The 22,945-nt window shown below is 72.1% G+C and carries 21 protein-coding genes; 6 read left to right on the forward strand and 15 right to left on the reverse strand.

Annotated elements, in window-relative coordinates:
* The 6 genes from ftsH to dacB all read right to left on the reverse strand — a co-directional run bounded on the left by ftsH (window position 1) and on the right by dacB (window position 8,758).
* Entirely contained in the window at window positions 1–2,022 is a 2,022-nt protein-coding gene (ftsH, locus tag BJ975_RS13120) for an ATP-dependent zinc metalloprotease FtsH (RefSeq protein WP_179426623.1), read from the reverse strand.
* Window positions 2,023–2,076: 54 nt separating this feature from the next.
* Complete coding sequence (gene hpt / locus BJ975_RS13125; RefSeq protein ID WP_269305161.1) at window positions 2,077–2,631, reverse strand: hypoxanthine phosphoribosyltransferase; 555 nt, start codon at window positions 2,629–2,631, stop codon at window positions 2,077–2,079.
* Window positions 2,632–2,724: 93 nt separating this feature from the next.
* Window positions 2,725–3,696, reverse strand: a complete 972-nt coding sequence (gene tilS, locus BJ975_RS13130; protein ID WP_269305159.1) for a tRNA lysidine(34) synthetase TilS — start codon at window positions 3,694–3,696, stop codon at window positions 2,725–2,727.
* A gap of 12 nt (window positions 3,697–3,708) precedes the next feature.
* Window positions 3,709–4,749 (reverse strand): zinc-dependent metalloprotease, encoded by a 1,041-nt coding sequence (locus BJ975_RS13135; RefSeq protein ID WP_179426627.1) that lies wholly within the window; start codon window positions 4,747–4,749, stop codon window positions 3,709–3,711.
* 125 nt (window positions 4,750–4,874) lie between these two features.
* The gene (locus tag BJ975_RS13140; protein WP_179426629.1) at window positions 4,875–7,400 is read right to left on the reverse strand and encodes a DEAD/DEAH box helicase; all 2,526 of its coding nucleotides are present in this window, start codon (window positions 7,398–7,400) and stop codon (window positions 4,875–4,877) included.
* Complete coding sequence (dacB, locus tag BJ975_RS13145) at window positions 7,400–8,758, reverse strand: D-alanyl-D-alanine carboxypeptidase/D-alanyl-D-alanine endopeptidase (protein WP_179426631.1); 1,359 nt, start codon at window positions 8,756–8,758, stop codon at window positions 7,400–7,402. Before dacB ends, BJ975_RS13140 begins: the two co-directional genes overlap by 1 nt.
* Before the next feature lie 79 nt (window positions 8,759–8,837).
* Between dacB and BJ975_RS13150 the strand changes: the two genes are divergently transcribed.
* Entirely contained in the window at window positions 8,838–9,332 is a 495-nt protein-coding gene (locus tag BJ975_RS13150) for an inorganic diphosphatase (protein WP_179426633.1), read from the forward strand.
* Here the strand turns inward: BJ975_RS13150 and BJ975_RS13155 are convergent.
* A complete protein-coding gene (locus tag BJ975_RS13155; protein WP_269305154.1) occupies window positions 9,326–9,940 on the reverse strand; it encodes a TetR/AcrR family transcriptional regulator in 615 nt (204 codons plus the stop codon). The genes BJ975_RS13150 and BJ975_RS13155 overlap by 7 nt on opposite strands.
* A 95-nt stretch (window positions 9,941–10,035) precedes the next feature.
* On the opposite strand from BJ975_RS13155, the gene BJ975_RS13160 reads away from it, so the two are divergent.
* Genes BJ975_RS13160 through BJ975_RS13175 form a run of 4 tightly spaced genes read left to right on the forward strand, consistent with a single transcriptional unit; the run spans window position 10,036 to window position 13,211 of the window.
* Window positions 10,036–10,860: an SCO6745 family protein gene (locus BJ975_RS13160; protein WP_179426635.1), complete on the forward strand. Its 825-nt coding sequence runs from the start codon at window positions 10,036–10,038 to the stop codon at window positions 10,858–10,860.
* Window positions 10,817–11,836, forward strand: coding sequence for a nicotinate-nucleotide--dimethylbenzimidazole phosphoribosyltransferase (cobT, locus tag BJ975_RS13165; RefSeq protein ID WP_179426637.1), 1,020 nt, complete (start codon window positions 10,817–10,819; stop codon window positions 11,834–11,836). The genes BJ975_RS13160 and cobT overlap by 44 nt, the downstream gene beginning before the upstream one ends.
* On the forward strand, window positions 11,833–12,612 hold the full coding sequence (locus BJ975_RS13170) for an adenosylcobinamide-GDP ribazoletransferase (protein ID WP_179426639.1): 780 nt from the start codon (window positions 11,833–11,835) through the stop codon (window positions 12,610–12,612). The genes cobT and BJ975_RS13170 overlap by 4 nt, the downstream gene beginning before the upstream one ends.
* Window positions 12,609–13,211 carry a DNA-3-methyladenine glycosylase I gene (locus tag BJ975_RS13175; RefSeq protein WP_179426641.1) on the forward strand — a complete coding sequence of 201 codons (603 nt, stop codon included), beginning with the start codon at window positions 12,609–12,611 and terminating at the stop codon, window positions 13,209–13,211. The genes BJ975_RS13170 and BJ975_RS13175 overlap by 4 nt, the downstream gene beginning before the upstream one ends.
* A 31-nt stretch (window positions 13,212–13,242) precedes the next feature.
* On the opposite strand, the gene BJ975_RS13180 is transcribed toward BJ975_RS13175, so the two are convergent.
* The 8 genes from BJ975_RS13180 to BJ975_RS13215 all read right to left on the reverse strand — a co-directional run bounded on the left by BJ975_RS13180 (window position 13,243) and on the right by BJ975_RS13215 (window position 21,658).
* Entirely contained in the window at window positions 13,243–13,773 is a 531-nt protein-coding gene (locus tag BJ975_RS13180) for a bifunctional adenosylcobinamide kinase/adenosylcobinamide-phosphate guanylyltransferase (RefSeq protein ID WP_179426643.1), read from the reverse strand.
* 34 nt (window positions 13,774–13,807) lie between these two features.
* Window positions 13,808–14,809 carry a sugar phosphate isomerase/epimerase family protein gene (locus BJ975_RS13185; protein WP_179426645.1) on the reverse strand — a complete coding sequence of 334 codons (1,002 nt, stop codon included), beginning with the start codon at window positions 14,807–14,809 and terminating at the stop codon, window positions 13,808–13,810.
* 17 nt (window positions 14,810–14,826) lie between these two features.
* Window positions 14,827–15,951, reverse strand: coding sequence for a Gfo/Idh/MocA family protein (locus BJ975_RS13190; protein WP_179426647.1), 1,125 nt, complete (start codon window positions 15,949–15,951; stop codon window positions 14,827–14,829).
* On the reverse strand, window positions 15,951–16,814 hold the full coding sequence (locus BJ975_RS13195) for a sugar phosphate isomerase/epimerase family protein (RefSeq protein ID WP_179426649.1): 864 nt from the start codon (window positions 16,812–16,814) through the stop codon (window positions 15,951–15,953). Before BJ975_RS13195 ends, BJ975_RS13190 begins: the two co-directional genes overlap by 1 nt.
* A 65-nt stretch (window positions 16,815–16,879) precedes the next feature.
* Window positions 16,880–18,052 (reverse strand): substrate-binding domain-containing protein, encoded by a 1,173-nt coding sequence (locus tag BJ975_RS13200; protein ID WP_218845927.1) that lies wholly within the window; start codon window positions 18,050–18,052, stop codon window positions 16,880–16,882.
* 11 nt (window positions 18,053–18,063) lie between these two features.
* Window positions 18,064–19,134, reverse strand: coding sequence for an ABC transporter permease (locus BJ975_RS13205; protein ID WP_179426653.1), 1,071 nt, complete (start codon window positions 19,132–19,134; stop codon window positions 18,064–18,066).
* Window positions 19,131–20,141 (reverse strand): ABC transporter permease, encoded by a 1,011-nt coding sequence (locus BJ975_RS13210; RefSeq protein WP_179426655.1) that lies wholly within the window; start codon window positions 20,139–20,141, stop codon window positions 19,131–19,133. The genes BJ975_RS13205 and BJ975_RS13210 overlap by 4 nt, the downstream gene beginning before the upstream one ends.
* On the reverse strand, window positions 20,138–21,658 hold the full coding sequence (locus BJ975_RS13215; RefSeq protein WP_218845929.1) for a sugar ABC transporter ATP-binding protein: 1,521 nt from the start codon (window positions 21,656–21,658) through the stop codon (window positions 20,138–20,140). Before BJ975_RS13215 ends, BJ975_RS13210 begins: the two co-directional genes overlap by 4 nt.
* A 93-nt stretch (window positions 21,659–21,751) precedes the next feature.
* On the opposite strand from BJ975_RS13215, the gene BJ975_RS13220 reads away from it, so the two are divergent.
* Entirely contained in the window at window positions 21,752–22,918 is a 1,167-nt protein-coding gene (locus BJ975_RS13220) for an ROK family transcriptional regulator (protein WP_317628272.1), read from the forward strand.
* Window positions 22,919–22,945: the final 27 nt, after the last annotated feature.

The raw sequence follows: 22,945 nt of genomic DNA on the forward strand, positions 1-22,945 counted from the left end.
TCAGTTCGTGGGTGACTCGCCCGGCTGCGGCTGGTCGGCGGGAGGCGCGTCCGAGCCGGAGTCCGGTCCGACGACGATACCGTCCTCGGGCCCGGCATCGGCGTGTGAGCCGTTGCGTGCCGGCACGACGATGGGCGGCTGCGTCGACGGCAGGCGGTTCTCGGAGCCGGTCCACGCGGGACGGATCTCGCGCATGGTGAGGGCCTCGAAGATGCGGGCGACCTGGGCCTTGTCGAGCGTCTCCTTCTCCATCAGCTCGCGCACCAGCGTGTCGAGGACCTCGCGGTTCTCCACGAGGATGTCGAACGCCTCCTGGTGGGCGTGCGCGATGAGGGCGGAGATCTCGTCGTCGATCGTCGCGGCGATCTCCTCGGAGTAGTTGCGCGAGTGGCCGATGTCGCGACCGAGGAACGGCTGGCCGTTGTCCTCGCCGAAGCGGACGGCGCCGATGCGCTCGCTCATGCCGTACTGCGTGACCATCGCGCGAGCCAGACTGGTGGCCTTCTCGATGTCGTTGCCCGCACCCGTGGTGGGGTTGTGGAACACGAGCTCCTCGGCGGCACGGCCACCGAGCATGTAGGCCAGCTTGTCGAGCAGCTCGGCGCGGGTCTGGCTGTACTTGTCCTCGTCGGGCAGCACCATCGTGTAGCCCAGGGCGCGACCACGCGGCAGGATCGTGATCTTGTGCACGGGGTCGCTCTGCGGCAGCGCCGCGGCCACCAGGGCGTGCCCGCCCTCGTGGTAGGCGGTGACGAGCCGCTCGTGCTCGTTCATGAGGCGCGTGCGCTTCTGCGGGCCCGAGATCACGCGGTCGATCGCCTCGTCGAGGGAGGCGTCGTCGATCGTGGTGGCCGAGCTGCGCGCCGTGAGCAGCGCGGCCTCGTTGAGCACGTTGGCCAGGTCGGCGCCGCTGAAGCCGGGGGTGCGGCGGGCGACGGCCTCGAGGTCGACGCCGGGCGCGATCGGCTTGCCCCGGGCGTGGACCTTCAGGATCTGGGTGCGTCCGGCCAGGTCGGGCGCCTCGACGGCGATCTGGCGGTCGAAGCGACCGGGGCGCAGCAGCGCCGGGTCGAGCACGTCGGGACGGTTGGTCGCGGCGATGAGGATGACGCCGCCGCGCACGTCGAAGCCGTCCATCTCGACGAGCAACTGGTTGAGGGTCTGCTCGCGCTCGTCGTGACCGCCGCCCATGCCGGTGCCGCGGTGACGGCCGACGGCGTCGATCTCGTCGATGAAGACGATCGCCGGGGCGTTGTCCTTCGCCTGCTCGAACAGGTCGCGCACGCGGCTGGCGCCGACGCCGACGAACATCTCGACGAAGTCCGAGCCGGAGATCGAGTAGAACGGCACGCCGGCCTCGCCCGCGACGGCGCGCGCCAGCAGGGTCTTGCCGGTGCCGGGAGGACCGTAGAGCAGCACGCCCTTGGGGATCTTCGCGCCGACGGCCTGGAACTTGGCGGGCTCCTGGAGGAACTCCTTGATCTCGCCGAGCTCCTCGATGGCCTCGTCGCAGCCGGCGACGTCGGCGAACGTGGTCTGCGGGGTGTCCTTGGTCATCAGCTTCGCCTTGGACTTGGCGAACTGCATGACGCGGCCTCCGCCGCCCTGCATCGAGTTCATCAGCCACAGGAAGATGAGGATGAAGATGACGAACGGCAGGAAGCTCAGCAGCACCGAGAGGAGCGTGTTCTTCGGCGGGACCTTGACGTTGTAGGAGGTCATCTTGTCGTCGTTGACGAGCTCCTGGGCCTGCGTGACGAGCTGCGAGCCCTGGTCCTGGCCGAGCCAGGTGGCCTTGACCTTGTCCTCCTTGTCACCCTTCAGGGTGGCGCGGATCTCCTGGTCGCCGTCGACGAAGGTGACCTCCTTGACCTTCGCGTCGTCGAAGTAGCCCACCATCGTGGCGGTCTTGACCTCGCGGTAGCCGTCGGCCGAGCCGGAGAACGTCAGGACGCCGATGACCACGCCGGCGATCAGGATGATCCACAGCCACGGTCCCTTGAACACGCTCTTGATGTTCATGCCGCCTCGTCGTTCATGCAGGTCTGGTTCCGTCCGGTGCTCTCAGCCACGTGCTCAGGAGTACATGTGCTCAGCCAGTGTGCCGATGCTGCGCAAATTCCGGTACTTCTCGTCGTAGTCCAGTCCGTAGCCGATGACGAACGCGTTCGGGATGTCGAAGCCGACGTACTTGACGTCGACCGGCATCTCGAGGGCCTCGGGCTTGCGCAGCAGCGTGGCGATCTCGACCGACGCGGGGCCGCGGGACTTCAGGTTGGCCACGAGCCACGACAGGGTGAGGCCGGTGTCGATGATGTCCTCGACGATGAGGACGTGGCGTCCCTCGAGGTCGGTGTCGAGGTCCTTGAGGATCCGCACGACGCCCGACGACTTGGTGCCGGCGTAGGACGACACCGCCATCCAGTCGATCTCGACGTGGCGGTTCAGCTCGCGCGCGAGGTCGGCCATCACCATGACCGCGCCCTTCAGCACGCCGACGAGCAGGATCTCGCGGCCCTCGTAGTCGGTCTCGATCCGCCGGGCCAGCTCGGCCAGCCTCTCCTTGATCTGCTCCTCGGTGAAGAGCGTCTGGGTCAGGTCGAGGTCGGCTTCGACGTGCGAGGTGTCCACGGTGTCAGCGTGCCACAAGGGACGACATCGGGCGTCGCCTGGTGGCCGGGACGAACGATGAGGCATTCGGGCACCGCAGCGGGGCGAAAGGCCTCATCGTGCGTCGAGGAACCGGACCCCGCGACCGTCGCGCACGGCGGTGACGTGACCCGGGAGCTCGATGCGCGTGCCGCCGCGGGCGTCGAGCAGGCCGTCGAGGGCCCGGGTGTGCGCGTGCGAGAGCTCGCCCGCCGCGGCGCCCGCGGCCACCGCGAGGCGTCGCCAGACGCGCATCCGCACCGCCGGGTCGAGGTCGGCGAACGCCGTCACGTCGTCGATCGCGCCCGACGGCGGCGCCTCGTCGCAGGCCATCGCGTCGAGCAGGTCGGCGTCGGCGCGCACGAGGTCGGCCGTGCGGGCGAGCGCCTCGGCCACTCCCCCGCCGAGCACCTCCTCCATCAGCGGCAGCAGCTCGTGGCGCACCCGCACGCGGCGGTAGGCGGGGTCGTCGTTGTGCGGGTCGTGCCACGGCTCGACGTCGTGCAGCGCGCAGATCCGCTCGGTCTCGGCGCGACGCAGCGCGAGGAACGGACGGCGCAGGGCTCCGCTGGCGGGCCGCATCCCGTCGATCGATCGCGGCCCCGAGCCGCGGGCGAGTCCCAGCAGGACCGACTCGGCCTGGTCGTCGAGCGTGTGGGCGAGCAGGATCGGAGCCCCGTCAGCCTCCGCGTGCAGGGCCCGATGGCGAGCCACGCGGGCGGCGTCCTCGGGTCCGCTGCCGAGGTCGCGGACCTCGACGCGGCACACCGTGGCGGGCAGGCCGAGGGCCTCGCACTGCGCGGCGGCGCGGGACGCGACCTCCGCCGACCCGTCCTGGAGGCCGTGGTCGACGACCACCGCGCGCGCGTCCAACCCGCGGCGGCGCACGAAGAACCCGGCGACCGCGGCCAGCGCGAGCGAGTCGGCACCGCCCGAGACCGCGACGACCGCACCGGGCGCGAGGTGCGGCTCGACGAGCCGGCGCGCCCGCGCCACGAGCGCGTCGAGGCGGCTCGTCGGTCGGTCCTCACCTTCGGGTGGTCTCACCGACCCAGCGTCTCAGCCGTGGACGCGGGAGACCCACGATTTCGGGTCGACGATCTCGGCCCGGGTGGGCAGGTGGGCGGCGTCGGCCCACACCGCGTCGAAGCCGTCCTTGCCGACCTGGTCGGTGACGGCGCGCACGAACTTGGCGCCGTCGCTGTACTGGCGCATCTTGGCCTCGTAGCCGAGCAGGCGGCGCAGCACCTTCGACAGGGCCGAGCCCGAGCCGCGGCGCTTCGTGAACTTGCGGCGGATCTCGGCGACGCTCGGCACGACCTCGGGACCGATGTCGTCCATCACCACGTCCGCGTGGCCCTCGAGCAGGGACATGAGGCCCGTGAGACCGTCGATGACCTCGCGCTGCTGCTCGTTCTGGAACAGGTCGGAGAGCGACTTGTCGGACTCGCCGCGGACGATGCGCACGAGCTCGGGCAGCGCCTCGGAGAGCATGTCGGTGACGGCTCCCCCGCCCACGTCGGTGGCGTCCATGAGCCGGGCCACCTGGGCCAGCATGTGGTCGCGCATCCAGGGCACGGCCGTGAACTGCGCGCGGTGCGTCTCCTCGTGGAGGCACACCCAGCGGCGGAAGTCGGTGGGGTCGACGCCGAGCTCGCGCTCGACGTGCACGACGTTGGGAGCCACCAGCAGGAGTCGGCCGGGGCCGTGCTCGCCCTCGGCGAACGGATCGAACTGGCCGAGCACCTTGCCGCCGAGGAACGCCACGATCGCGCCGAGCTCGGCGCCGGTGACGCGTCCGCCGACCGCACGCGGGATCCCGGTGGGCATCTTGCCCGCCGCCGCCAGCTTCTCGTCGAAGGGACCCATGAGGACCTCGAACGCGGCGAGGTTCGCGTCGGCCCAGCGCGGACGGTCGACCACGAGCACGGGCGTGGGGTACGCCGGGACGAGCCCGGTGAACTCGCGCACGGGCCCCTCGGCGATGCGCGAGGCCTCGCGGAGCTCGGCGACGACGTCCTCGACCTCGGCCGGGCTCAGGTCGGGTCCGGGCCGCATGAGGCGCCGGGCCGTGGAGCGCGCGACGTTCCAGTCGATCATGGCGTCCAACCTACGGCCTGCGCCCTCGCCCGGCCCGCCCTCACTTTCGGAACGGGATCCACGTGAATCCGGCGACAGACGGTGCATCCCGCTCCAAGAGTGGGGAGGGGGTAGGGCGCGGAGGGTCAGCGGGGGCCGACGTCGAGGACGCGCACGACGGGCTCGCCCTGCTCGTCGGAGGCGTCGAGGTCGACCTCGGCGGCGATGCCCCAGTCGCGGTCGCCCTCGGGGTCCTCGAAGACCTGGCGCACCTTCCACGTGCGGGTGCTGTCGTCCTCGACCATGAACAGCTCGGGCCCGCGGGCCGACGGGCCGGTGCCGAGCTCCTCGTACTCCTCCCGGTAGCCGAGCATCGCCTCGCGCCAGGCGAGCGCGTCCCAACCGTCCTCGGCGTCGAGCTCGCCGAGGGCCTCCCAGCGGCCGAAGGCGGCCAGCTCGACCCTGCGGAACATCGCGTTGCGGACGAGGACGCGGAACGCGCGGGCGTTGGCGGTGAGGGGGCGCGGCGTCTCGGCGCCGGTGGCCTGCGGACGCACGTCGGCCGGGTCCTCCCCGGGCGCGATGAGCTGCTCCCACTCGTCGAGCAGGCTCGAGTCGGTCTGGCGCACGAGCTCGCCGAGCCACTCGGTGAGGTCGGTCAGCTCGTCGTCGCGGACCGCCGTGGGCACGGTGCGGACCAGGGTCTTGTAGACGTCGGAGAGGTACCGCAGGACGAGGCCCTCGGACCGCGCGAGACGGTAGTCGGCGATGAGCTCGGAGAAGGTCATCGCCCGCTCCCACATCTCGCGCACGACCGACTTCGGCCGCAGCTCGTGGTCGGCGACCCACGGGTGCCCCTGGCGGTACATCTCGTAGGCGGCCTCGAGCAGGTCGCGCAGCGGCTGCGGGTGCTCGACGTCCTCGAGGAGCTCCATCCGCTCGTCGTACTCGATGCCGTCCATCTTCATCTCGGCGACGGCCTCGCCGCGGGCGCGGAAGCGCTGGGCGCTGATGATGGGGCGCGGGTCGTCGAGCGTGGACTCGACCACCGAGACGACGTCGAGCGCGTAGGTGGGCGACTCGCGGTCGAGCAGGTCGAAGGCGGCCACCGCGAACGGCGAGAGCGGCTGGTTGAGCGCGAAGTTGGCCTGCAGGTCGACGGTGAGGCGCAGCGTGCGACCCTCGGCGTCGGGCGGGTCGATCCGCTCGACGACCTCCCCGGCCAGCAGCGCCTCGATGATGTGGTCGACCTGCGCGAGCAGTCGCTCCTGCGACTCCTCGGTCTCGCCGCTCTCGCGCACGAGGTGCTCCAGGGCGGCCCGCGCGTCACCGGGCCGGGTGATGACGTCGAGGACCATCGCGTGGCTGACCTTCATCCGCGAGTGCAGCGCCTCGGGCGTGCCGTTGACGAGGCGCTCGAACGTGCCGTGGCCCCACGAGACGAACCCCTCGGGGGGCTTCTTGCGCTGGATGCGCTTGAGCTTCTTCGGGTCGTCGCCGGCCTTGCGCACGAGCTTGGCGTTCTCGATCTCGTGCTCGGGCGCCTCGACGACCACGTGGCCGACGGTGTCGAACCCGGCCCGCCCGGCACGGCCGGCGATCTGCTGGAACTCGCGCACCTGGAGGTGTCGCTGACGGGTGCCGTCGTACTTGCTCAGCCCGCTGAACAGCACCGTGCGGATCGGCACGTTGATGCCGACGCCGAGCGTGTCGGTGCCGCACACGACCTTGAGCAGTCCCTGCTGCGTGAGGGTCTCGACGAGGCGGCGGTAGCGCGGCAGCATGCCCGCGTGGTGCACGCCGATCCCCATGCGGATCAGCCGCGAGAGCGTCTTGCCGAACGCCGAGGTGAAGCGGAAGTCGCCGAGCGCCTCGGCGATCGCGTCGCGCTCGGCGCGCGTGGCGACCTTGGCGCTGGTGAGCGCCTGCGCCCGCTCGAGCGCGGCGGCCTGTGAGAAGTGCACGACGTAGACCGGGGTCTGGTGCGTCTCGACGAGCTGCTCGAGCGTCTCGTGCACCGGCGTCGTGACGTACTCGCTGACGAGCGGGACGGGTCGCTCGACCGACGTGACCGCGACGGTCTCGCGGCCGGTGCGGCGGGCGAGGTCGGCCTCGAGGCGCGTGGTGTCGCCGAGCGTGGCGGACATCAGGAGGAACTGCGCGCGCGGCAGCTCGATGAGCGGCACCTGCCAGGCCCAGCCGCGCTCGGGGTCGGCGTAGAAGTGGAACTCGTCCATCACGACGAGGCCGATGTCGGCGTCCGCGCCCTCGCGCAGCGCCATGTTCGCGAGGATCTCGGCCGTGGCGGCGATGATCGGGGCGTCGGCGTTGACCGCGGCGTCGCCCGTGACCATGCCGACGTTCTCGGCGCCGAAGATCTCGCACAGGTCGAAGAACTTCTCGCTCACGAGCGCCTTGATCGGCGCGGTGTAGACGCTGCACTCGCCACGGGCGAGGGCGGCGCCCATCGCGGCGGTGGCGACGAGGCTCTTGCCCGAGCCGGTGGGGGTGGCGAGGACGACGTTCGAGCCGGCGACCATCTCGAGGATCGCCTCGTCCTGCGCCGGGTAGAGGGTCAGTCCGCGGTCCTCGACCCACTGCAGGATCGCCTCGTGGACGGCGTCGACGTCGTCGGTGGTGCCCGACGGGAGGCGGTCGACGAGGCGCGCCATCAGCGGGCCCCGCAGGCGCAGTCGGCCATCGCGACCGTCACGCGGTCGAGTGCGGCCTGGGTCTCGAACGGGTTGACCTGCTCGGTGTCGTCGGCCATCAGCGCGAACGCCACGGGCCGCCCGCCCGAGAGGGTGACCACCCCGGCGAGGGAGTGGACGCCCGTGAGCGTGCCGGTCTTCGCCCGGATGCGACCCCGTGCGTCGCCGGCGCGGTCGTAGCGGTTCTCGAGGGTGCCGCTGAAGCCGCCGACGGGCAGGCCGCTCAGCACCGACCCCAGGCGAGGGGTCGCCGCCACCTCGACCATCGTCTCGGCCAGGGTGCGCGCCGCGATGCGGTTCTTGCGCGACAGGCCGCTGCCGTCGTACAGCACGAGTCCCTCCGTCGTCACGCCCGCCTGCCGCAGGACCTGGCTCACCACCTTCGCACCCCCGGCGAACGAGCCGGGCTCCCCCGCCGCGATCGCGGCCTGACGCAGCAGCACCTCGGCGACCTCGTTGTCGGAGTCGGCGAGGAACTGCTCGACGATGCGCGAGAGCCGGGCGCTGCGGACGGCGGCCACGCGCGTCGCGTCCGCGGGCACCTCGGCCTGCTGCGGCTCGCCCGTCACGTCGACCCCGCGCGCCCGCAGCAGCTCGGCGAAGCGGCGCGCGGCGTCGCCGGCCGGATCGGTGGAGCGGGCGGCGCCGACGCGGCCACGGTCGATCCACAGCGGGCTGACCGGCGCGACGACCGCACCGACGTAGCCGTCCTCCCACGCCGGGCTCACGGACGGGCCGGAGAACAAGGAGACGTCGTAGCCGAGGCTGACCTGCTGGTCGCCGACCTGCTTCGCCGTGGCCGCGGCCAGGGTGGCGAGGTCGGCGCGCTCGACCGGTGAGCCCTTCGTCCGGACGTCGCTCAGGTAGGGGTCGCCGCCGCCGACCAGGACGAGCCGGCTGCCGTCGCGCACGACCGAGGTGGTGAAGGTGGCGTCGGGGCCCAGCTCGGCCAGGGCGCCGACCGCCGTGAGGACCTTGGTCGTGGAGGCCGGGACGTGGGCTCCGTCGGACTCGTCGGCCAGCACCGTGCCGTCGCGCGCGTCGAGGGCGACCAGGCTGGTGCGGCCGCCGAGCGCGTCGGAGCGGAGCGGACCCGCCACCGCGGCCTCCAGCTCGCCCGCCGTGATCGGACCCGAGCCGACCGAGGCCGCCCGCGCGGGGTCCGGCGAGGCCGGCTCCAGGCCCACGGGCGCGGTCACGAATTGCGGTCCGCACGGCCCGTCGCACAAGATGGGGTTCAGGTCGCCGCGGACGTACAGCCAGGTGATCGACGCCAGCGTCACGAGCACGAGCAGCGGCAGCACCCAGGCCGCATGCACTCTCTCCCCCCTGCGGGGACCACGGGCCGTCACGTGCGTCAGACTATGTGACACCCATCAAGACCAAGCCGGAGGAACCGTGTTCTTTGACGTCACCGTGGAGATCCCCAAGGGCGAGCGGAACAAGTACGAGCTCGACCACAAGACCCACCGCATCCGGCTGGACCGCACGCTCTTCACGTCGATGCAGTACCCGGCCGACTACGGCTTCATCGACAACACCCTCGGCAACGACGGCGACCCGCTCGACGCGCTGGTCATCCTGCCCTTCCCGACCTTCCCCGGCTGCGTCATCGAGTGCCGCGCGATCGGCATGTTCAAGATGACCGACGAGGCCGGCGGCGACGACAAGATCCTGTGCGTCCCCGCGGGCGACCCGCGCCACGACCACCTGCAGGACGTCACCGACGTGTCGGACTTCGACCTGCAGGAGATCGAGCACTTCTTCACCAGCTACAAGGACCTCGAGCCCGGCAAGTCCGTCGAGGAGGGGTCCGAGTGGGTCGGCCGCGAACAGGCCGAGGCCGAGATCAAGGCCAGCCTCGAGCGGTTCACGGCCAACGGCGGCTACTGAGCCGCCGGGTCCCTCCGGGGCCTGACCAGTCCGGCGAGCACGTCACCGAACACGTCCATGTCGACCTTCGGGTCGAGCGCGCGCAGGCCGCCCAGACCCGCGCCGAGCGCCAACAGGGCCGTGGCCACGTGCTCGACCGGCACCGTCGTCTCCAGGCCGGCGTCCTCCACGGTCGCCGAGATCAGCTGGGCGATGAGCCGACGCACCTCGCGGTGACGCTTCACCAGCTCGGACGCGACCCAGGGGTTGTGCCGCGCGACGGCGGCGAACTCCACCTCGAGCGCCGTCCAGCGCGGCTCGCCCAGACCCGATCGCGACCACTCGACGAAGCTCTTGAGGCGCGTCTCTATCGACGTGTCCTCGGTGAACATCTGGTGCACGAGGCGGATCTTCTCGGCGTGGATCGTGTCGAGCGCCGCCATGCAGAGCTCTTCCTTGCCGGCGAAGTTGGAGTAGACCGCACCCTTGGAGAAGCCGGCCTCGACGGCCACCTTGTCCAGCGACGTGCCGGAGTACCCGACGTCGAGGAACATCTCGGTGGCCACCTCGATGAGGCGTTCGCGCGTCTGCTGCTGACGCTCGGCCCGGCTCACTCTCGTCTGGGACACGGCTGGCTCCTTCGGTATTCGCATACCGATGGTATCTGAAACTCGGCGTCTGTCGCCCCCGGATCCCGAATCGACGCGCCGCTAGGGTCGGGCCCATGACCTCACGAGCCCTCTGGTCGGCGATCGAGAACCTGCACGGAGGCGTCTACTTCGCGCCCGAGTCGAAGGCGCGCTACGAGGCGATCGGCCTCAAGGGCTATTGGATGGGCTACTTCGCCAGCCGCTCCGCCGCCCTCGGCACGCCGGGCCCCGAGCTGGTGATCGCGACCTTCCACGGCTTCGCGCCGCGCCTCGTCGAACGCGCGCTGCCCGACGCGTGGCGCCTCGCCGACCGCGACCGCGTGCTCGAGGCCCGGTACTCCTTGGCGCGCGACCTGCTCGCGAACGTCGCGGACCAGGCCTCGGCCCTGGCCGCGAAGACCCGCAGCGTGCTGGACGGCGTCGACTGGGCCGGCAAGCCCCTGGCCGCCGCTCACGCCGGCCTGCCCGCCTCGGACGACCCCGTCGTCGACTTCTGGCAGTCCGTCACGGCGCTGCGCGAGTACCGCGGCGACTGCCACCTCGCGGTCCTGACCTCCGCGGGGCTGGGTGGCGCGGCCTCGAACGCGCTCGCCGTCGCCACCGGGTGGTCGTGGTTCGCCGACCAGCGCACGATGCGCGGCTGGACCGAGCAGGAGTGGGCCGAGGCGATCGCCGGACTCGTGACCCGCGGCTGGCTCGCGCCCGACGGCACCGCCACCGAGACCGGAACCGCCGCGCGCGCCCAGATCGAGGACGCCACCGACCGCGTCGTGGCCGCCGGCCTCGATCGCGAGGCCACGTCCCGGCTGCTGACCCTCGAGGACGACCTGGTCGCGATGGCGGGACAATGGGCAGATGATCACCCCGCCCTCGCAGGACGCACGCACCGCAGCTCGTGACCGCCTCGCCGCCCTCGCGATCCCCACGGGGGCGCTCGGCAGGCTCGGCGAGCTGGCGGTCTGGTGGTCCTCGGTGCGCGGCGAGGCGACGCCCGCTCCCCCGTCGCACGTGAGGGCGGTCGTCTTCGCCGGCGACCACGGCGTCGCGGCGCACGGTGTCTCGGCCTACCCGTCGGCCGTCACCGGCGCGATGGTGCGCGCGTTCGCGTCCGGCGTGGCCGGCACCTCGGTCCTCGCCCGCCAGCACGACGTGCACCTGCGCGTGCTCGACCTCGGCGTCGACGGCGACTTCCCCGACCTCGACCCCGCGATCGGCGCGTACAAGATCCGCCGCGGCACCGAGCCGTTCCACCTCGCCGACGCGATGACCCTCGACGAGGCGCGCCGCGCGGTCGAGGCCGGCGCGGCGATCGCCGCCGAGGAGATCGCGGCCGGGGCCGACCTGCTGATCGGCGGCGACATGGGCATCGGCGACACCACCACCGCCGCGGTCCTCACCGCCGCGGTCCTGGGTCTGCCGGCCGTCGAGGTCGTCGGCCGCGGCACCGGCATCGACGACGAGGGCCTGCGGGTCAAGACCGAGGTCATCGACACGGCGCTGCGACGCGCGCAGGACCGCACGGCCGATCCCATCGACCTGCTCAGCGCGATCGGCAGCCCCGACATCGCCGCCCAGGCCGGCTTCATCAGCGCCGCCGCGCAGGCCGGTGTCCCCGTGCTGCTCGACGGCGCGATCGCCACGGCCGCCGCGCTCGTGGCCGAGCGGCTGACGCCGGGCGTCGCCCCGTGGCTCGCCGCTGGTCACCGCTCCACCGAGGGCGCCCAGTGGCACGCCCTGAAGGACCTCGGCCTCGAGCCACTGCTCGACCTCGGCATGCGCCTGGGCGAGGGCTCGGGCGCCGTCACCGCGGTGCCGCTCGTGCGCTCGGCCGCCCTGCTGCTCTCGGACATGGCGCTGCTCTCCGAGATCCTGTGAGCCGGCTCGGGGACGCCGTCCGGCTGTCGGTCGGCACCTTCAGTGCCCTCCCCGTGCCGCCGCCGCGGCAGGTCGACCGTCGCACCGCCGGCATCGCGGTGGCGATCGCGCCGCTCGCGGTCGTTCCCGTCGGCCTGCTCGTGGCGCTCGTGGCGTGGGGCGGGCGCGAGCTCGGCCTGAACCAGCTCGTCGTCGGCGCCCTCGCGATCGGCGCCGGGGTCTGGGCGACTCGCGGGTTCCACCTCGACGGGCTCGCCGACACGACCGACGCGCTGGCCTCGTCCTACGACCGCGAGCGGGCGCTGACCGTCGCGCGCACCGGCGACGTCGGCCCCGCGGGAGCCGCCGCCCTCGTCCTGGTCCTGCTCGCGCAGGCCGCCGCCGCGGGCACGCTGATCGTGTGCTGGGAGCGAGGCTTCGTGGCCGTCGGCGTGCTGTGGTGCCTCGCCCGCGCGGGTGCCACCGTGGGCCTGCGGCACGGAGTGCCGGCCGCCCGCCAGGACGGCATGGGCGCCACCTTCGCCGGCAGCGTGAGCCCCCTCGCCCTCGCGACCGTCTGGCTCCTCGTCGCTGTCGCCGGCGCGGCCGTCACGGGGCTCACCGACGCCACCGTGGCGCAGGGGCTCGTCGCCGTCGCGGCCACGCTGCTCGTCGTCCTCCTGCTGGTCGCCCACGTCGCGCGTCGCCTGGGTGGCATCATCGGCGATGCGGTGGGCGCCTCGGTCGAGGTCGCCCTCGCTGTCCTCCTGATCGGCTTCTCGGCGGTGATCGCATGACCTTCCTCGGCCCCGACGGCCAGCCACGCTGCGACTGGGCGGGCAGCGCGCCCGGCTTCGTGGAGTACCACGACACCGAGTGGGGCTTCCCCGTCGCCGACGACGTGCGGCTGTTCGAGAAGTTCTGCCTCGAGGGGTTCCAGTCGGGGCTGTCGTGGCGCACGATCCTGGACAAGCGCGAGAGCTTCCGGGCGGCGTTCGCGGGCTTCGACCTCGACACCGTGGCCGGGTTCGACGAGTCCGACGTGCTGCGGATGCTGGCCGACGCCGGCATCGTGCGGCACCGCGGCAAGATCGAGGCGGCGATCAACAACGCCGGCCGCGCGCTCGAGCTGGTCGAGTCCGAGGGCTCGCTCGCGGCGTTCGTCTGGCGTCACGAGCCCGACCCCGCCGAGATCCCCGCGCCGCAGACGCTCACCACCTCGCCCACCGCGATCGCCCTGTCGAAGGACCTCAAGAAGCGCGGCTGGAAGTTCGTCGGCCCCACCACGGTCTTCTCGTTCATGCAGGCGATGGGCCTGGTGAACGACCACGCGCACGACTGCGTCGTACGGGCCAGCGTCGCCGCCGCGCGCGACGCCTTCACGCCTCCGGCCTGAGCGCGGCCTCGCGCGCCGAGCCCGGCGCGGGTCAGAGGCGCAGGACGCGGCCCGAGACGACGAGGAGGACCTCGTCGCAGTCCATCGCGAAGCGCTGGTTGACCTTGCCGAGGAGGTCGCGGAAGAGGCGCCCGGAGCGGTGCTCGGGCACGACGCCCCAGCCGACCTCGTTCGTCACCACGACGACGTCCTCCCCGTGCGCGGTCATGGCCTGCGCGGCGCGCTCGACGCGCAGCCAGAACTCGGGCTCCCAGTCGTCGAGGGTCTGGTCCCAGCCGTCGAGCTCGCTGACCAGGGCGGTCACCCACGTGCCGAGGCAGTCGATGATCACCGTGTCGTCGGTCATCGCGATCGCGCGCTCGAGGTCGGCGGTCTCGACCGTCTTCCAGTGGGCGGGACGCCGGCTGCGGTGCGCCTCGACCCGGGCCGCCCAGTCGGGGTCGAACTCCGGATCGGGGGCCGGACCGGGGGCGATGTACGTGACGTCGGGGGCCGCGACGACGAGCGACTCGGCATGGAACGACTTGCCCGAGCGCACGCCTCCGGTGATGAGGGTCCTCACCCTCGCAGCCTAGTCCCGTCCGGTGCCGCGACGGTCAGCCCTGATCGAACACGGAGTCGAACGAGGCGGTCGGCGGCTCGAAGTCGAAGCGCTTGAGGAACTCCAGCGCCTCCGGGGCGCCGCGGAGGCGGTCCATGCCCGCGTCCTCCCACTCCACCGAGATCGGACCGTCGTAGCCGATGCGGGCGAGTGCGCGGAACGCGTCCTCCCACGGCACGTCGCCGCGACCCGTGGAGACGAAGTCCCAGCCGCGGCGCTGGTCGCCCCACGGCAGGTGCGACGAGAGGATGCCGTTCCTGCCGCCGCCCATCCGCATCCGGATGTCCTTGCAGTCCACGTGATAGATCCGGTCGGCGAAGTCGCTGATGAACGCGACGGTGTCGATCCCCTGCCACACCATGTGGCTGGGGTCCCAGTTGAGGCCGAACGCCTCGCGGTGGCCGATCGCCTCCATCGCCCGCACCGTCGACCAGTGGTCGTAGGCGATCTCGGACGGGTGGACCTCGTGCGCGAATCGCACGCCGCACTCGTCGAAGACGTCGAGGATCGGGTTCCAGCGGTCGGCGAAGTCCTGGTAGCCGGCCGCGATGCGCTCGGCGGGGACCGGCGGGAACATCGCCACGTACTGCCAGATCGACGAGCCCGTGAAGCCCACCACGACGTCGACGCCCATCCGCTGCGCAAGGCGCGCGGTGTGCTGCATCTCCTCGGCCGCGCGCCGGCGGACGCCCTCGGGGTCACCGTCGCCCCACACGCGCGGGCCCACGATCGAGCGGTGCCGGTCGTCGATCGGGTCGTCGCAGACCGCCTGGCCCTTCAGGTGGTTCGAGATCGCCCAGCAGCCGAGCCCGTGGCGGCGCAGGATCTCCAGGCGCCCCTCGACGTACTCGTCGTCGTCCCAGCGCCACGCGTCGAGGTGCTCGCCCGACACGGCGATCTCGAGACCGTCGTACCCCCAGCGCGCCGCGAGCTCCGCGACCTCCTCGAGGGTGAGGTCGGCCCACTGGCCCGTGAAGAGGGTGAAGCGCTTGCCCATGGTGTCTCCTTCGATGATCAGGATCGCGCGAGCTCGACCGTGCCGCGGCCCGCCACGGCGCTGCGCTCGATCGCGTCGAGCACCCGCTGCACCGCGAGCCCGTCCTCGAACGACGGTGCCGGGTCGACGCCCGAGGCGATCGCGGACAGGAACCCGGCGGCCTGCGTCGTGAACGTGTGGTCCCATCCCAGCACGTGGCCCGGCGGCCACCAGGCGGCGAGGTGCGGGTGGTCGGGCTCGGTCACGAGGACGCGCGTGCGGCCCTGGCCCGTGTCGACCCACAACTCGTTGAGGCGCTCGAGGTCGAAGGCGACCGAGCCTCGGGAGCCGTAGACCTCGATCTGCAGCGCGTTCTTGCGGCCCGCGGCCATTCGGCTGACCTCGAGGCTGACCACGGCGCCACGACCGGTGCCGAGCAGCGCCCACGCGGCGTCGTCGACGGTCACGTCCTCCGGGCCGGCGGGACCGGGGCGCGACCCGACGAAGGTCTCGAGGCGGCCCGAGGCGCTCGCGATCTCGTCGTCGAGCAGGAAGCGGACCTGGTCGACGACGTGCGAGCCGAGGTCGCCCAGCACGCCGGACCCGGCCTGCTCCTTGCGCAGCCGCCACGTCATCGGCGCGTCCGGGTCGACGAGCCAGTCCTGGAGGTAGGACGCGCGGACCTGGCGCACCTCGCCGATCCGGCCCTCCGCGATGACCTCGCGGGCGAGCGCCAGCGCGGGCACGCAGCGGTAGTTGAACCCCACCATCGAGCGCACCCCGCGCGAGCGCGCCTCCTGCGCCGCGGCGACGAGCTCGACGGACTGGTCGATCGTGTTGGTGAGCGGCTTCTCGACCACCACGTGCTTGCCGGCGCGCAGGGCGGCCAGCGCGATCTCGTGGTGGAGGTGGCCGGGCGTGCAGACGTCGACGACGTCCACGTCGTCGCGGGTCACCACGTCGCGCCAGTCGGTGGCCCACTCGCGCCAGCCCAGCTGGTGCGCGGCGCCGCGCACGGCGGACTCGTCGCGACCGACGAGGACCTGCTGGGTCACGGCGGGAAGGTCGGGGTGGAACGCGCCGACGTTGCGCCAGGCGTTGGAGTGGGCCCGGCCCATGAAGGAGTAGCCGATGGCGGCCACCCGCAGCTCGCGCGCGCTCATCACGCCGCCTCCGTCCGGGTCAGGTCGCGCAGGAAGGCGAGACCGTCGCGGGCGAGGTCGTCCTGCGTGGGCGCGAGCGGGCGCCAGATCGAGGCCGCCGTCGCGATGGAGGCGTTCTCGGCGGTGAAGCTCTCGATGACGAGTGGGCCGGTGTGCCCGACCTCGTCGAGGGCGGCGATCAGGGCCGGCCAGTCGGTCTGGTCGCCTCCGGGTGCGCCGCGGTCGCTGCCGCAGACCTGCACGTGCACGAGGTGCTCGCCGGCCGCCCGGACCGCGTCCGCGCTGGACCGCTCCTCGATGTTCAGGTGGTAGGTGTCCAGGGCGAGGCCCAGCGACGGGCCGAGCAGGCCGTCGAGTCCCTCGAGCGCCTGGGCCACGGTGTTGACGAGCGAGGTCTCGTAGCGGTTGAGCGGCTCGATGCCGATCCGCACGCCGCTCTCGGCCGCGTGCTCGACGACCGGCGCGAGGTGCTCGCGCCACTGCGCGTAGGCGGACCGCCGCTCGTCCGGGGTCATCCGCCACGTGCGGCCGGTGGCCGCGTAGAACGGTCCGCAGACCGCGGCCGCGCCGATGCCGGAGGCGAGGTCGACGCAGCCACGCAGGTAGTCCTGCGTCGCCGCGACCGCCGCGCCGTCGGCCTCCACGAGGTCGCGTCCGGGAGCCATGGCGCCCACGACGAGCGGCACCAGCCCGGTGCGCTCCAGCACCGGCCCGACGACGGCGGGCGTCAGGTCGCCGAGTCCTTCGAGCGGGAGCTCGACCGCGTCGAAGCCGAGCGCGGCGACGTGCTCCAGGCGGGCCTCCACCGTGGCGTCGGTGAGCGGGGACTGCCAGACCCACGTGTTGATGCCGATGCTGCGCACAAGAGCTCCTGTCGAGAGGGACGGGGTGGGCCGGGTGGCGGCGGGTCGCCGCCACCCGGACACGGTCAGCGGTCCTGCCAGGCCTTCGGGAAGCCCGGGAGGTCCTCGCCGCCGAACTTGGCGTAGTGCCCGTCGGGCATGCCGTCGTTCGCCTTCAGGTAGTCCGCACGGTCGTCCTCGGTGATCGGCGACTGGGGCAGCACCCACTCGGTCGGCACCTCCTCGCCCGCGAAGATCTTCTGCACCGCCAGCAGCGGGGTGCGCCACTGGAAGTTCGAGTAGACCGGCGCGAGTCCGGTCAGACCGGTCTCCTCCCACTTGCGCAGGAAGCTCATCTCGTCCTCACCGGTCATGACCGGGTAGTCCTTGCCGGCGTCCTCGAAGGCCTCGATCGCGGCGACGGCACCGTCACCGGCGTCCATCCAGACGCCCTTGATGTCGTCGGAGTTGATCGCGTCGGTGATGATCTGCTTGATCTTCGTCGGGTCGGCGTCCGTGAACTGGTCGTCGGCCTCGATGTCGTTCTCCTCGAAGATCTTCTCGGCGGCGGCCCAGCGGGTCTCCAGGACGTCGACGCCGGGCAGGATGCGCAGCGCGACGACCTTGTCGCCCTTCTCGAGGTTGTCGACCAGGAACTCGGCCGTGTCGATGCCCCACGCGTAGCCACCGATCGGGTGGATGAACGACGTGGCGCAGTCGGTGTCGACGCCACGGTCGAACACGACGACCGGCTTGCCCGTCTCACAGGCGCGCTCGACGGCCGGGGTCATCGCCGCGGTCGAGTTCGGCGAGATGATGAAGGCGTCGCAGTTGCCCTCCTTGATGAAGTAGTCGATGTCCGCGATCTGCGTGTCGTCGGAGTCCTGCGCGTCGCGGGTCTCCATCTGCGAGACGACGCCCTCGTCCTGGAGCACCTTCAGCTGCTGCTGCATCGTGATCCAGCCGGTCTGGCGCCACGGGTTGCTGATCGAGGCGTTGGCGAAGCAGACCTTCTTGGCGCCCTCGGACTTGAACTTCGAGGTGTCCGTCATGTCACCGTCGATGTACTGCAGCCACGGGGTCGCGGCGTCTCCCTCGAACGTCGCGCTGCGCTGCTCGTTCTGGCGGTCGAAGTCCGCCTGCACGAACCACTCGGTGTCCTTCGAACCCGAGTCGTCGTCGCCCGCGTCGGACACGTCGTCCGTGCTGCAGGCAGCGAGTACCAGCACGGCCGCGGCCGACACGAGTACCCCTCTCATCGATGCTCGCATCAGTTCTCTCCTGTCGTATCGCCCGTCGCGGGCTGGGGTGGGGTGGGTGGAGAAGTCACGGAGGGCCGCCGGCGGACGGCGCCCTGCCACGCGCGGCCGGCCAGGGCGACCGCGACGATGATGATGAGTCCCTGCACGGTGTCGCGCCACGTCGACTCGATGCCCAGGCTGTTCAGCAGCACGAAGAGCAGCTCCAGGGCGAACGCGCCGGCGGCCGCCGAGAGGACCCAGCCGCGCCCGCCGCCGAGGACCACGCCGCCGAGCACGACCGCGGTGATCGCGGCGAACTCGTAGCCCGAGCCGACCGACGGGTGGACGCCGGCGTAGCCGACCAGCAGGATGCCCGCGACGGTGGCGGACAGCGAGGAGATCATGAAGGCGCGCGTCTTCGTCCACCACAGCGGCGTGCCCGAGAAGCGGGCGGCCTCGGGGTTGTCGCCGGCGGCGATGAGGGTGCGGCCGTACGGGCGCCGCATGAGCCACACGGCGAACGCGCCCGCGGCGATCAGCACGATCAGCGGGTACGGGATCGTCCCGACGAGCGGCACGTCCTGGATGCCCCCGCGGCCGATCTCGCGGAAGCGGTCGGACGGGTTGCCCGTGGCGGCGCCGCCCGTGACGTAGCGGACGAGGCCGGTCAGCGACAGCATCATGCCGAGCGTCACGATGAAGCTCGGCACCCGCAGCAGCGTGGTGGCCAGGCCGTTGACCAGACCGATCAGCGCGCCGACGACGAACATCAGCAGCAGGCCCGGGAGGATGTTGGCCTCGTCCTGGCCGATGACGTTGCCGGCGAGCACCACCTGCGCGGCGATGACCGCGCCCATCGACAGGTCGAACTCGCCGCTGACGATGACGAAGTACTGACCCATCGCCGCGATCGCGATCGGCGCCGTGCGGCCGGCGAAGCGGATCAGCGTGTTGCCGTCGGCGAAGCTCGGGTTCGAGACCATGATCGCGAGCAGCAGGGCGATCACGAGCAGGAAGACACCGCCGCCGGGGGTGGCCAGGGCCGCCAGGGACCGGCGACCGAACGTGGTCTCGTGGACGGGCAGCACGCGCGTGGTCATCGGGCCACCTCCGTGGTCTCGGCGGGGGCGGCGGACCCGAAGCGCTCGGGCCGCCGGTCGATCTCCCGGCGCGCGTAGACGGCCACCGCGACGACGATGACGATGCCGCGCACGACGTCCTTGAGGAACGGGTTGAGCTCCATGACGCCCATGACGTTGTCGAGGACGGCGAAGATGCCGACGCCGGCGATCGTGCCGACGATGCTGCCCTTGCCTCCGGCGAGCAGCGTGCCGCCGAGCACGACGGCCGCGATCGACATGAGGTCGTAGCCGCCCTGCGAGCCGACCGTCGGCTGGCCGACGCCGAGGCGCGCGAGCAGCAGCAGACCGGCGAGCGCCGCGGTCACCGAGCAGATGACGTGCGCCGCGATGATCGGCACCTGGGTCCGCAGGCCCGACATGCGTGCCACGTCGGCGTTGCCGCCGACGGCGTAGAGGTGGTGGCCCAGGCGGGTGCGGCGCAGCATCAGGACGGCCAGGCCCGCGCACGCCAGCATGATGAGCGTGGCGACCGGCACCGGTCCGATCCGGGTCGCGTCGAGCAGCCGGAACGCGTACGGCGCCGAGCCGTGGCTGCCCTGGTAGTTCGAGCCGAGGTAGCCCGAGACGACGAGGCCCGTGCCGAGCGTCGCGATGAAGCCGTGCACGTGCAGCAGGCTGACGATGAGGCCGTTCACGAGGCCGAAGACCACCGCGACGGCCAGCGCCGCGACCACGCCCAGCACGATGTTGGAGGTCTGGCCGGCCATGATCCCGCCCGCCAGCACGCTGGAGAGGCTGACCACGAACGGCACCGACAGGTCGAGCGAGCCGGCGAGGATCACCAGGGTCTGGCCGATCGCGATCAGGCCCAGGATCGTCATCGTCGTCAGGACGTTGTCGATGTTGCCGACGCTGAAGAAGTTGCGTCCCTCGATCGCCGTGATGATCGAGCCGACGACCACCGAGATCAGCAGCACGATCCAGACGATCATCGTGGAGTCGAGTGCAGCGAGCCGGGCCCTCATGAGGCCACCTCCTCGTCGAGGCCGGCGGCGAGCGACAGGATCGACTCCTCGTCGGAGCCGCCGGGCCGCTCCCCCGCCAGCCGGCCGTCGCGCATCACCAGCACGCGGTCGGACATGCCGATCACCTCGGGCAGCTCGCTGGAGACCATCAGGACCGCGACGCCGCGGGCGGCGAGGCTGCGCATGACCTCGTAGATCGCGTGCTTCGCGCCGACGTCGATGCCGCGGGTGGGCTCGTCGAGCAGGACGACGCGCGGGTCGGTGGCGAGCCACCGCGCCAGCACGACCTTCTGCTGGTTGCCGCCGGAGAGCAGCTGGGCCTCCTGGCTGAGCGCGCGCGCCGAGACCGAGAGCGAGCCGAACAGCTCGGGGACGTCGCGGCGGACCGCGTCGGTGCGGCGGGGGAAGACGGCGCGGACGACACCGAGCGCGTTGTCGAGCAGTGACTGGTGCAGCGCCAGGCCGGTGGCCTTGCGGTCCTCGGTCACCAGCGCGAGGCCCGAGCGGATCGCGCGACGCGGCGTGCCGATCGGGGTGACGACGCCGTCGATCGCGATCTCGCCGCGGGCGAGCGGCTCGATGCCGAAGATCGCCTCGAGCAGCTCGGTGCGGCCCGAGCCCTGGAGGCCCGCGATGCCGACGATCTCGCCGCCGCGCAGGGTCAGGTCGATGCCGTCGACGTAGCCGTTGCCGGCGCCGCGCAGCTCCAGCCGCGGCTCGCCGACGGTGGTGCCGGGGACCGGATCGGGGAAGAACGAGTCCATGGGGCGGCCGACCATGAGGCGCACGAGCGTGGCCTCGTCGAGCTCGGACGCGGGGCGCGTGTCGACCTGACGGCCGTCCTTGAGGACCGTGACGTTGTCGCACAGGTCGAGGACCTCGCGCAGGCGGTGCGAGACGTAGACGATGGCGACGCCGCGCGAGGTCAGCTCGCGCACGATGCGGTAGAGCAGCTCGACCTCGTGGTCGGCCAGCGCGGCCGTGGGCTCGTCCATCTGGATGACGCGGGCGTCGAAGCTGACGGCCTTCGCGATCTCGACGATCTGCTGCTCGGCCACCGAGAGGGACCGTACGCGACGCGACGGGCGCAGGCCCTCGATGCCGAGGCCGCGCAGCAGCTCACCGGCCTGACGCTCCATCCCGCGGGTGTCCACGAGTCCGCGGCGGCGCGGCTCGCGACCAAGATAGATGTTCTCGGCGATCGTCCGCTCGGGCAGCAGGTTGAACTCCTGGAAGACGGTGGCGAGCCCGGCGCGCTGCGCCTGGACGGGGTGGGTGAACGCGACGGGCTCGCCACCGAGCTCGACCGACCCCGAGTCCGCGGGATGCACGCCTGCGAGGATCTTCATGAGGGTCGACTTGCCGGCGCCGTTCTCGCCCACGAGTCCGTGGACCTCGCCGGGGACCAGGTCGAGGTCCACGCCGTGCAGGACCGGGTTGCCGACGAAGGACTTCGTCACGCCGCGCACGCGCAGCACCGGCGGGGTCCCCCGCTCGTTCAGGACAGCGTCGTTCACGGTTGCACTGTGACACAGATCTCCACTTCTGTCGAGAAGTCGGCAGAAGTTGTGCGCTAGACGTTCAAAAGCCCGAGTGGTTGAATCACCCCCGTGAAGACCAGCGACGTGTTCGCCCTGCTCCAGCGCGAGGGTCGGCCCATGACCCGCGCGGAGCTGGCGGAGTCGACGGGCCTGGCCCGCTCCACCGTCGCGTCCCGCGTGGACCTGCTGCTGCGCCTCGGTCTCATCACCCCCTATGGCGGGCGGAGCTCCACCGGCGGGCGTCCCCCGTCACTGCTCGCGGTCAACACCGCCGCCCGCGTGGTGGCCGCGATCGACCTCGGCGCGCGTCATGCCCGCGCGGCGATCGTCGACCTGTCGGGCGCCGTGCTGGCCCAGGAGCGCCAGGACCTCGACATCGCCGACGGCCCCGTGCCCGTCCTGAACTGGGTCACCGCCACGATCGAGCGGCTGCTGCTGCAGACCGAGCGCCCGCTGGGCGACCTCGCCGGGATCGGGATCGGCCTGCCGGGGCCCGTCGAGCACTCCACCGGGCGCGCCATCAACCCGCCGATCATGCCCGGCTGGGACCGGTTCGACGTGCCGCAGTTCGTGCGCGGCTCGTTCGACGTGCCCGTGCTGATCGACAACGACGTGAACATCATGGCGCTGGGAGAGCAGGACACCCAGTTCCCCGAGATCGACGACCTCATCCTCATCAAGGTGGCCACCGGCATCGGCGCGGGCATCATCGCCGGCGGCGAGCTCCAGCGCGGCGGGCAGGGCACCGCGGGCGACATCGGCCACATCCGGGTGTCGCGCAGCAGCGACGTGGTCTGCCGCTGCGGCAACGTCGGCTGCCTCGAGGCGCTCGCGGCCGGCCCGGCGATCGCACGCGAGCTGGGGCGGACCGGGGTCACCGAGGCCACCGACGTGGTCGAGCTCGTCCGCGCGGGCGACCTCGAGGCGATCCAGGCGGTGCGCCAGGCGGGCCGCGACATCGGTGACGTCCTGGCGATGATCGTGAACTTCATCAACCCGTCGGTCGTGGTGATCGGCGGCGCGCTCGCCGAGGCGGGTGAGCACCTCATCGCCGGCATCCGCGAGGAGGTCTACCGCCGGTCGCTGCCGCTGGCCACCGAGCACCTGCGGATCGTGCCGTCGGTCAGCGGCGAGCAGTCCGGCGTCCTGGGCGCCGCGGCGATGGCCATCGGCCACGCCCTCTCCCCCGAGGCGATCGAGCAGGCCAGCGCCGAGCTGCTGGCCGCCGCCGACTGAGTCCTCCGCTTCACCTCGCCCCCCGAG

This window comes from Aeromicrobium tamlense, from assembly GCF_013408555.1.
Taxonomy (GTDB): domain Bacteria; phylum Actinomycetota; class Actinomycetes; order Propionibacteriales; family Nocardioidaceae; genus Aeromicrobium; species Aeromicrobium tamlense.

Excerpts from the sequence above, each read along its gene's own strand:
- ftsH (WP_179426623.1), bottom strand. The coding sequence starts at position 2,022 with ATGAACATCAAGAGCGTGTTCAAGGGACCGTGGCTGTGGATCATCCTG.
- BJ975_RS13135 (WP_179426627.1), bottom strand. The coding sequence starts at position 4,749 with ATGATCGACTGGAACGTCGCGCGCTCCACGGCCCGGCGCCTCATGCGG.
- BJ975_RS13140 (WP_179426629.1), bottom strand. The coding sequence starts at position 7,400 with ATGGCGCGCCTCGTCGACCGCCTCCCGTCGGGCACCACCGACGACGTC.
- BJ975_RS13160 (WP_179426635.1), top strand. The coding sequence starts at position 10,036 with ATGACCTCACGAGCCCTCTGGTCGGCGATCGAGAACCTGCACGGAGGC.
- cobT (WP_179426637.1), top strand. The coding sequence starts at position 10,817 with ATGATCACCCCGCCCTCGCAGGACGCACGCACCGCAGCTCGTGACCGC.
- BJ975_RS13175 (WP_179426641.1), top strand. The coding sequence starts at position 12,609 with ATGACCTTCCTCGGCCCCGACGGCCAGCCACGCTGCGACTGGGCGGGC.
- BJ975_RS13185 (WP_179426645.1), bottom strand. The coding sequence starts at position 14,809 with ATGGGCAAGCGCTTCACCCTCTTCACGGGCCAGTGGGCCGACCTCACC.
- BJ975_RS13190 (WP_179426647.1), bottom strand. The coding sequence starts at position 15,951 with ATGAGCGCGCGCGAGCTGCGGGTGGCCGCCATCGGCTACTCCTTCATG.
- BJ975_RS13200 (WP_218845927.1), bottom strand. The coding sequence starts at position 18,052 with ATGAGAGGGGTACTCGTGTCGGCCGCGGCCGTGCTGGTACTCGCTGCC.
- BJ975_RS13205 (WP_179426653.1), bottom strand. The coding sequence starts at position 19,134 with ATGACCACGCGCGTGCTGCCCGTCCACGAGACCACGTTCGGTCGCCGG.
- BJ975_RS13210 (WP_179426655.1), bottom strand. The coding sequence starts at position 20,141 with ATGAGGGCCCGGCTCGCTGCACTCGACTCCACGATGATCGTCTGGATC.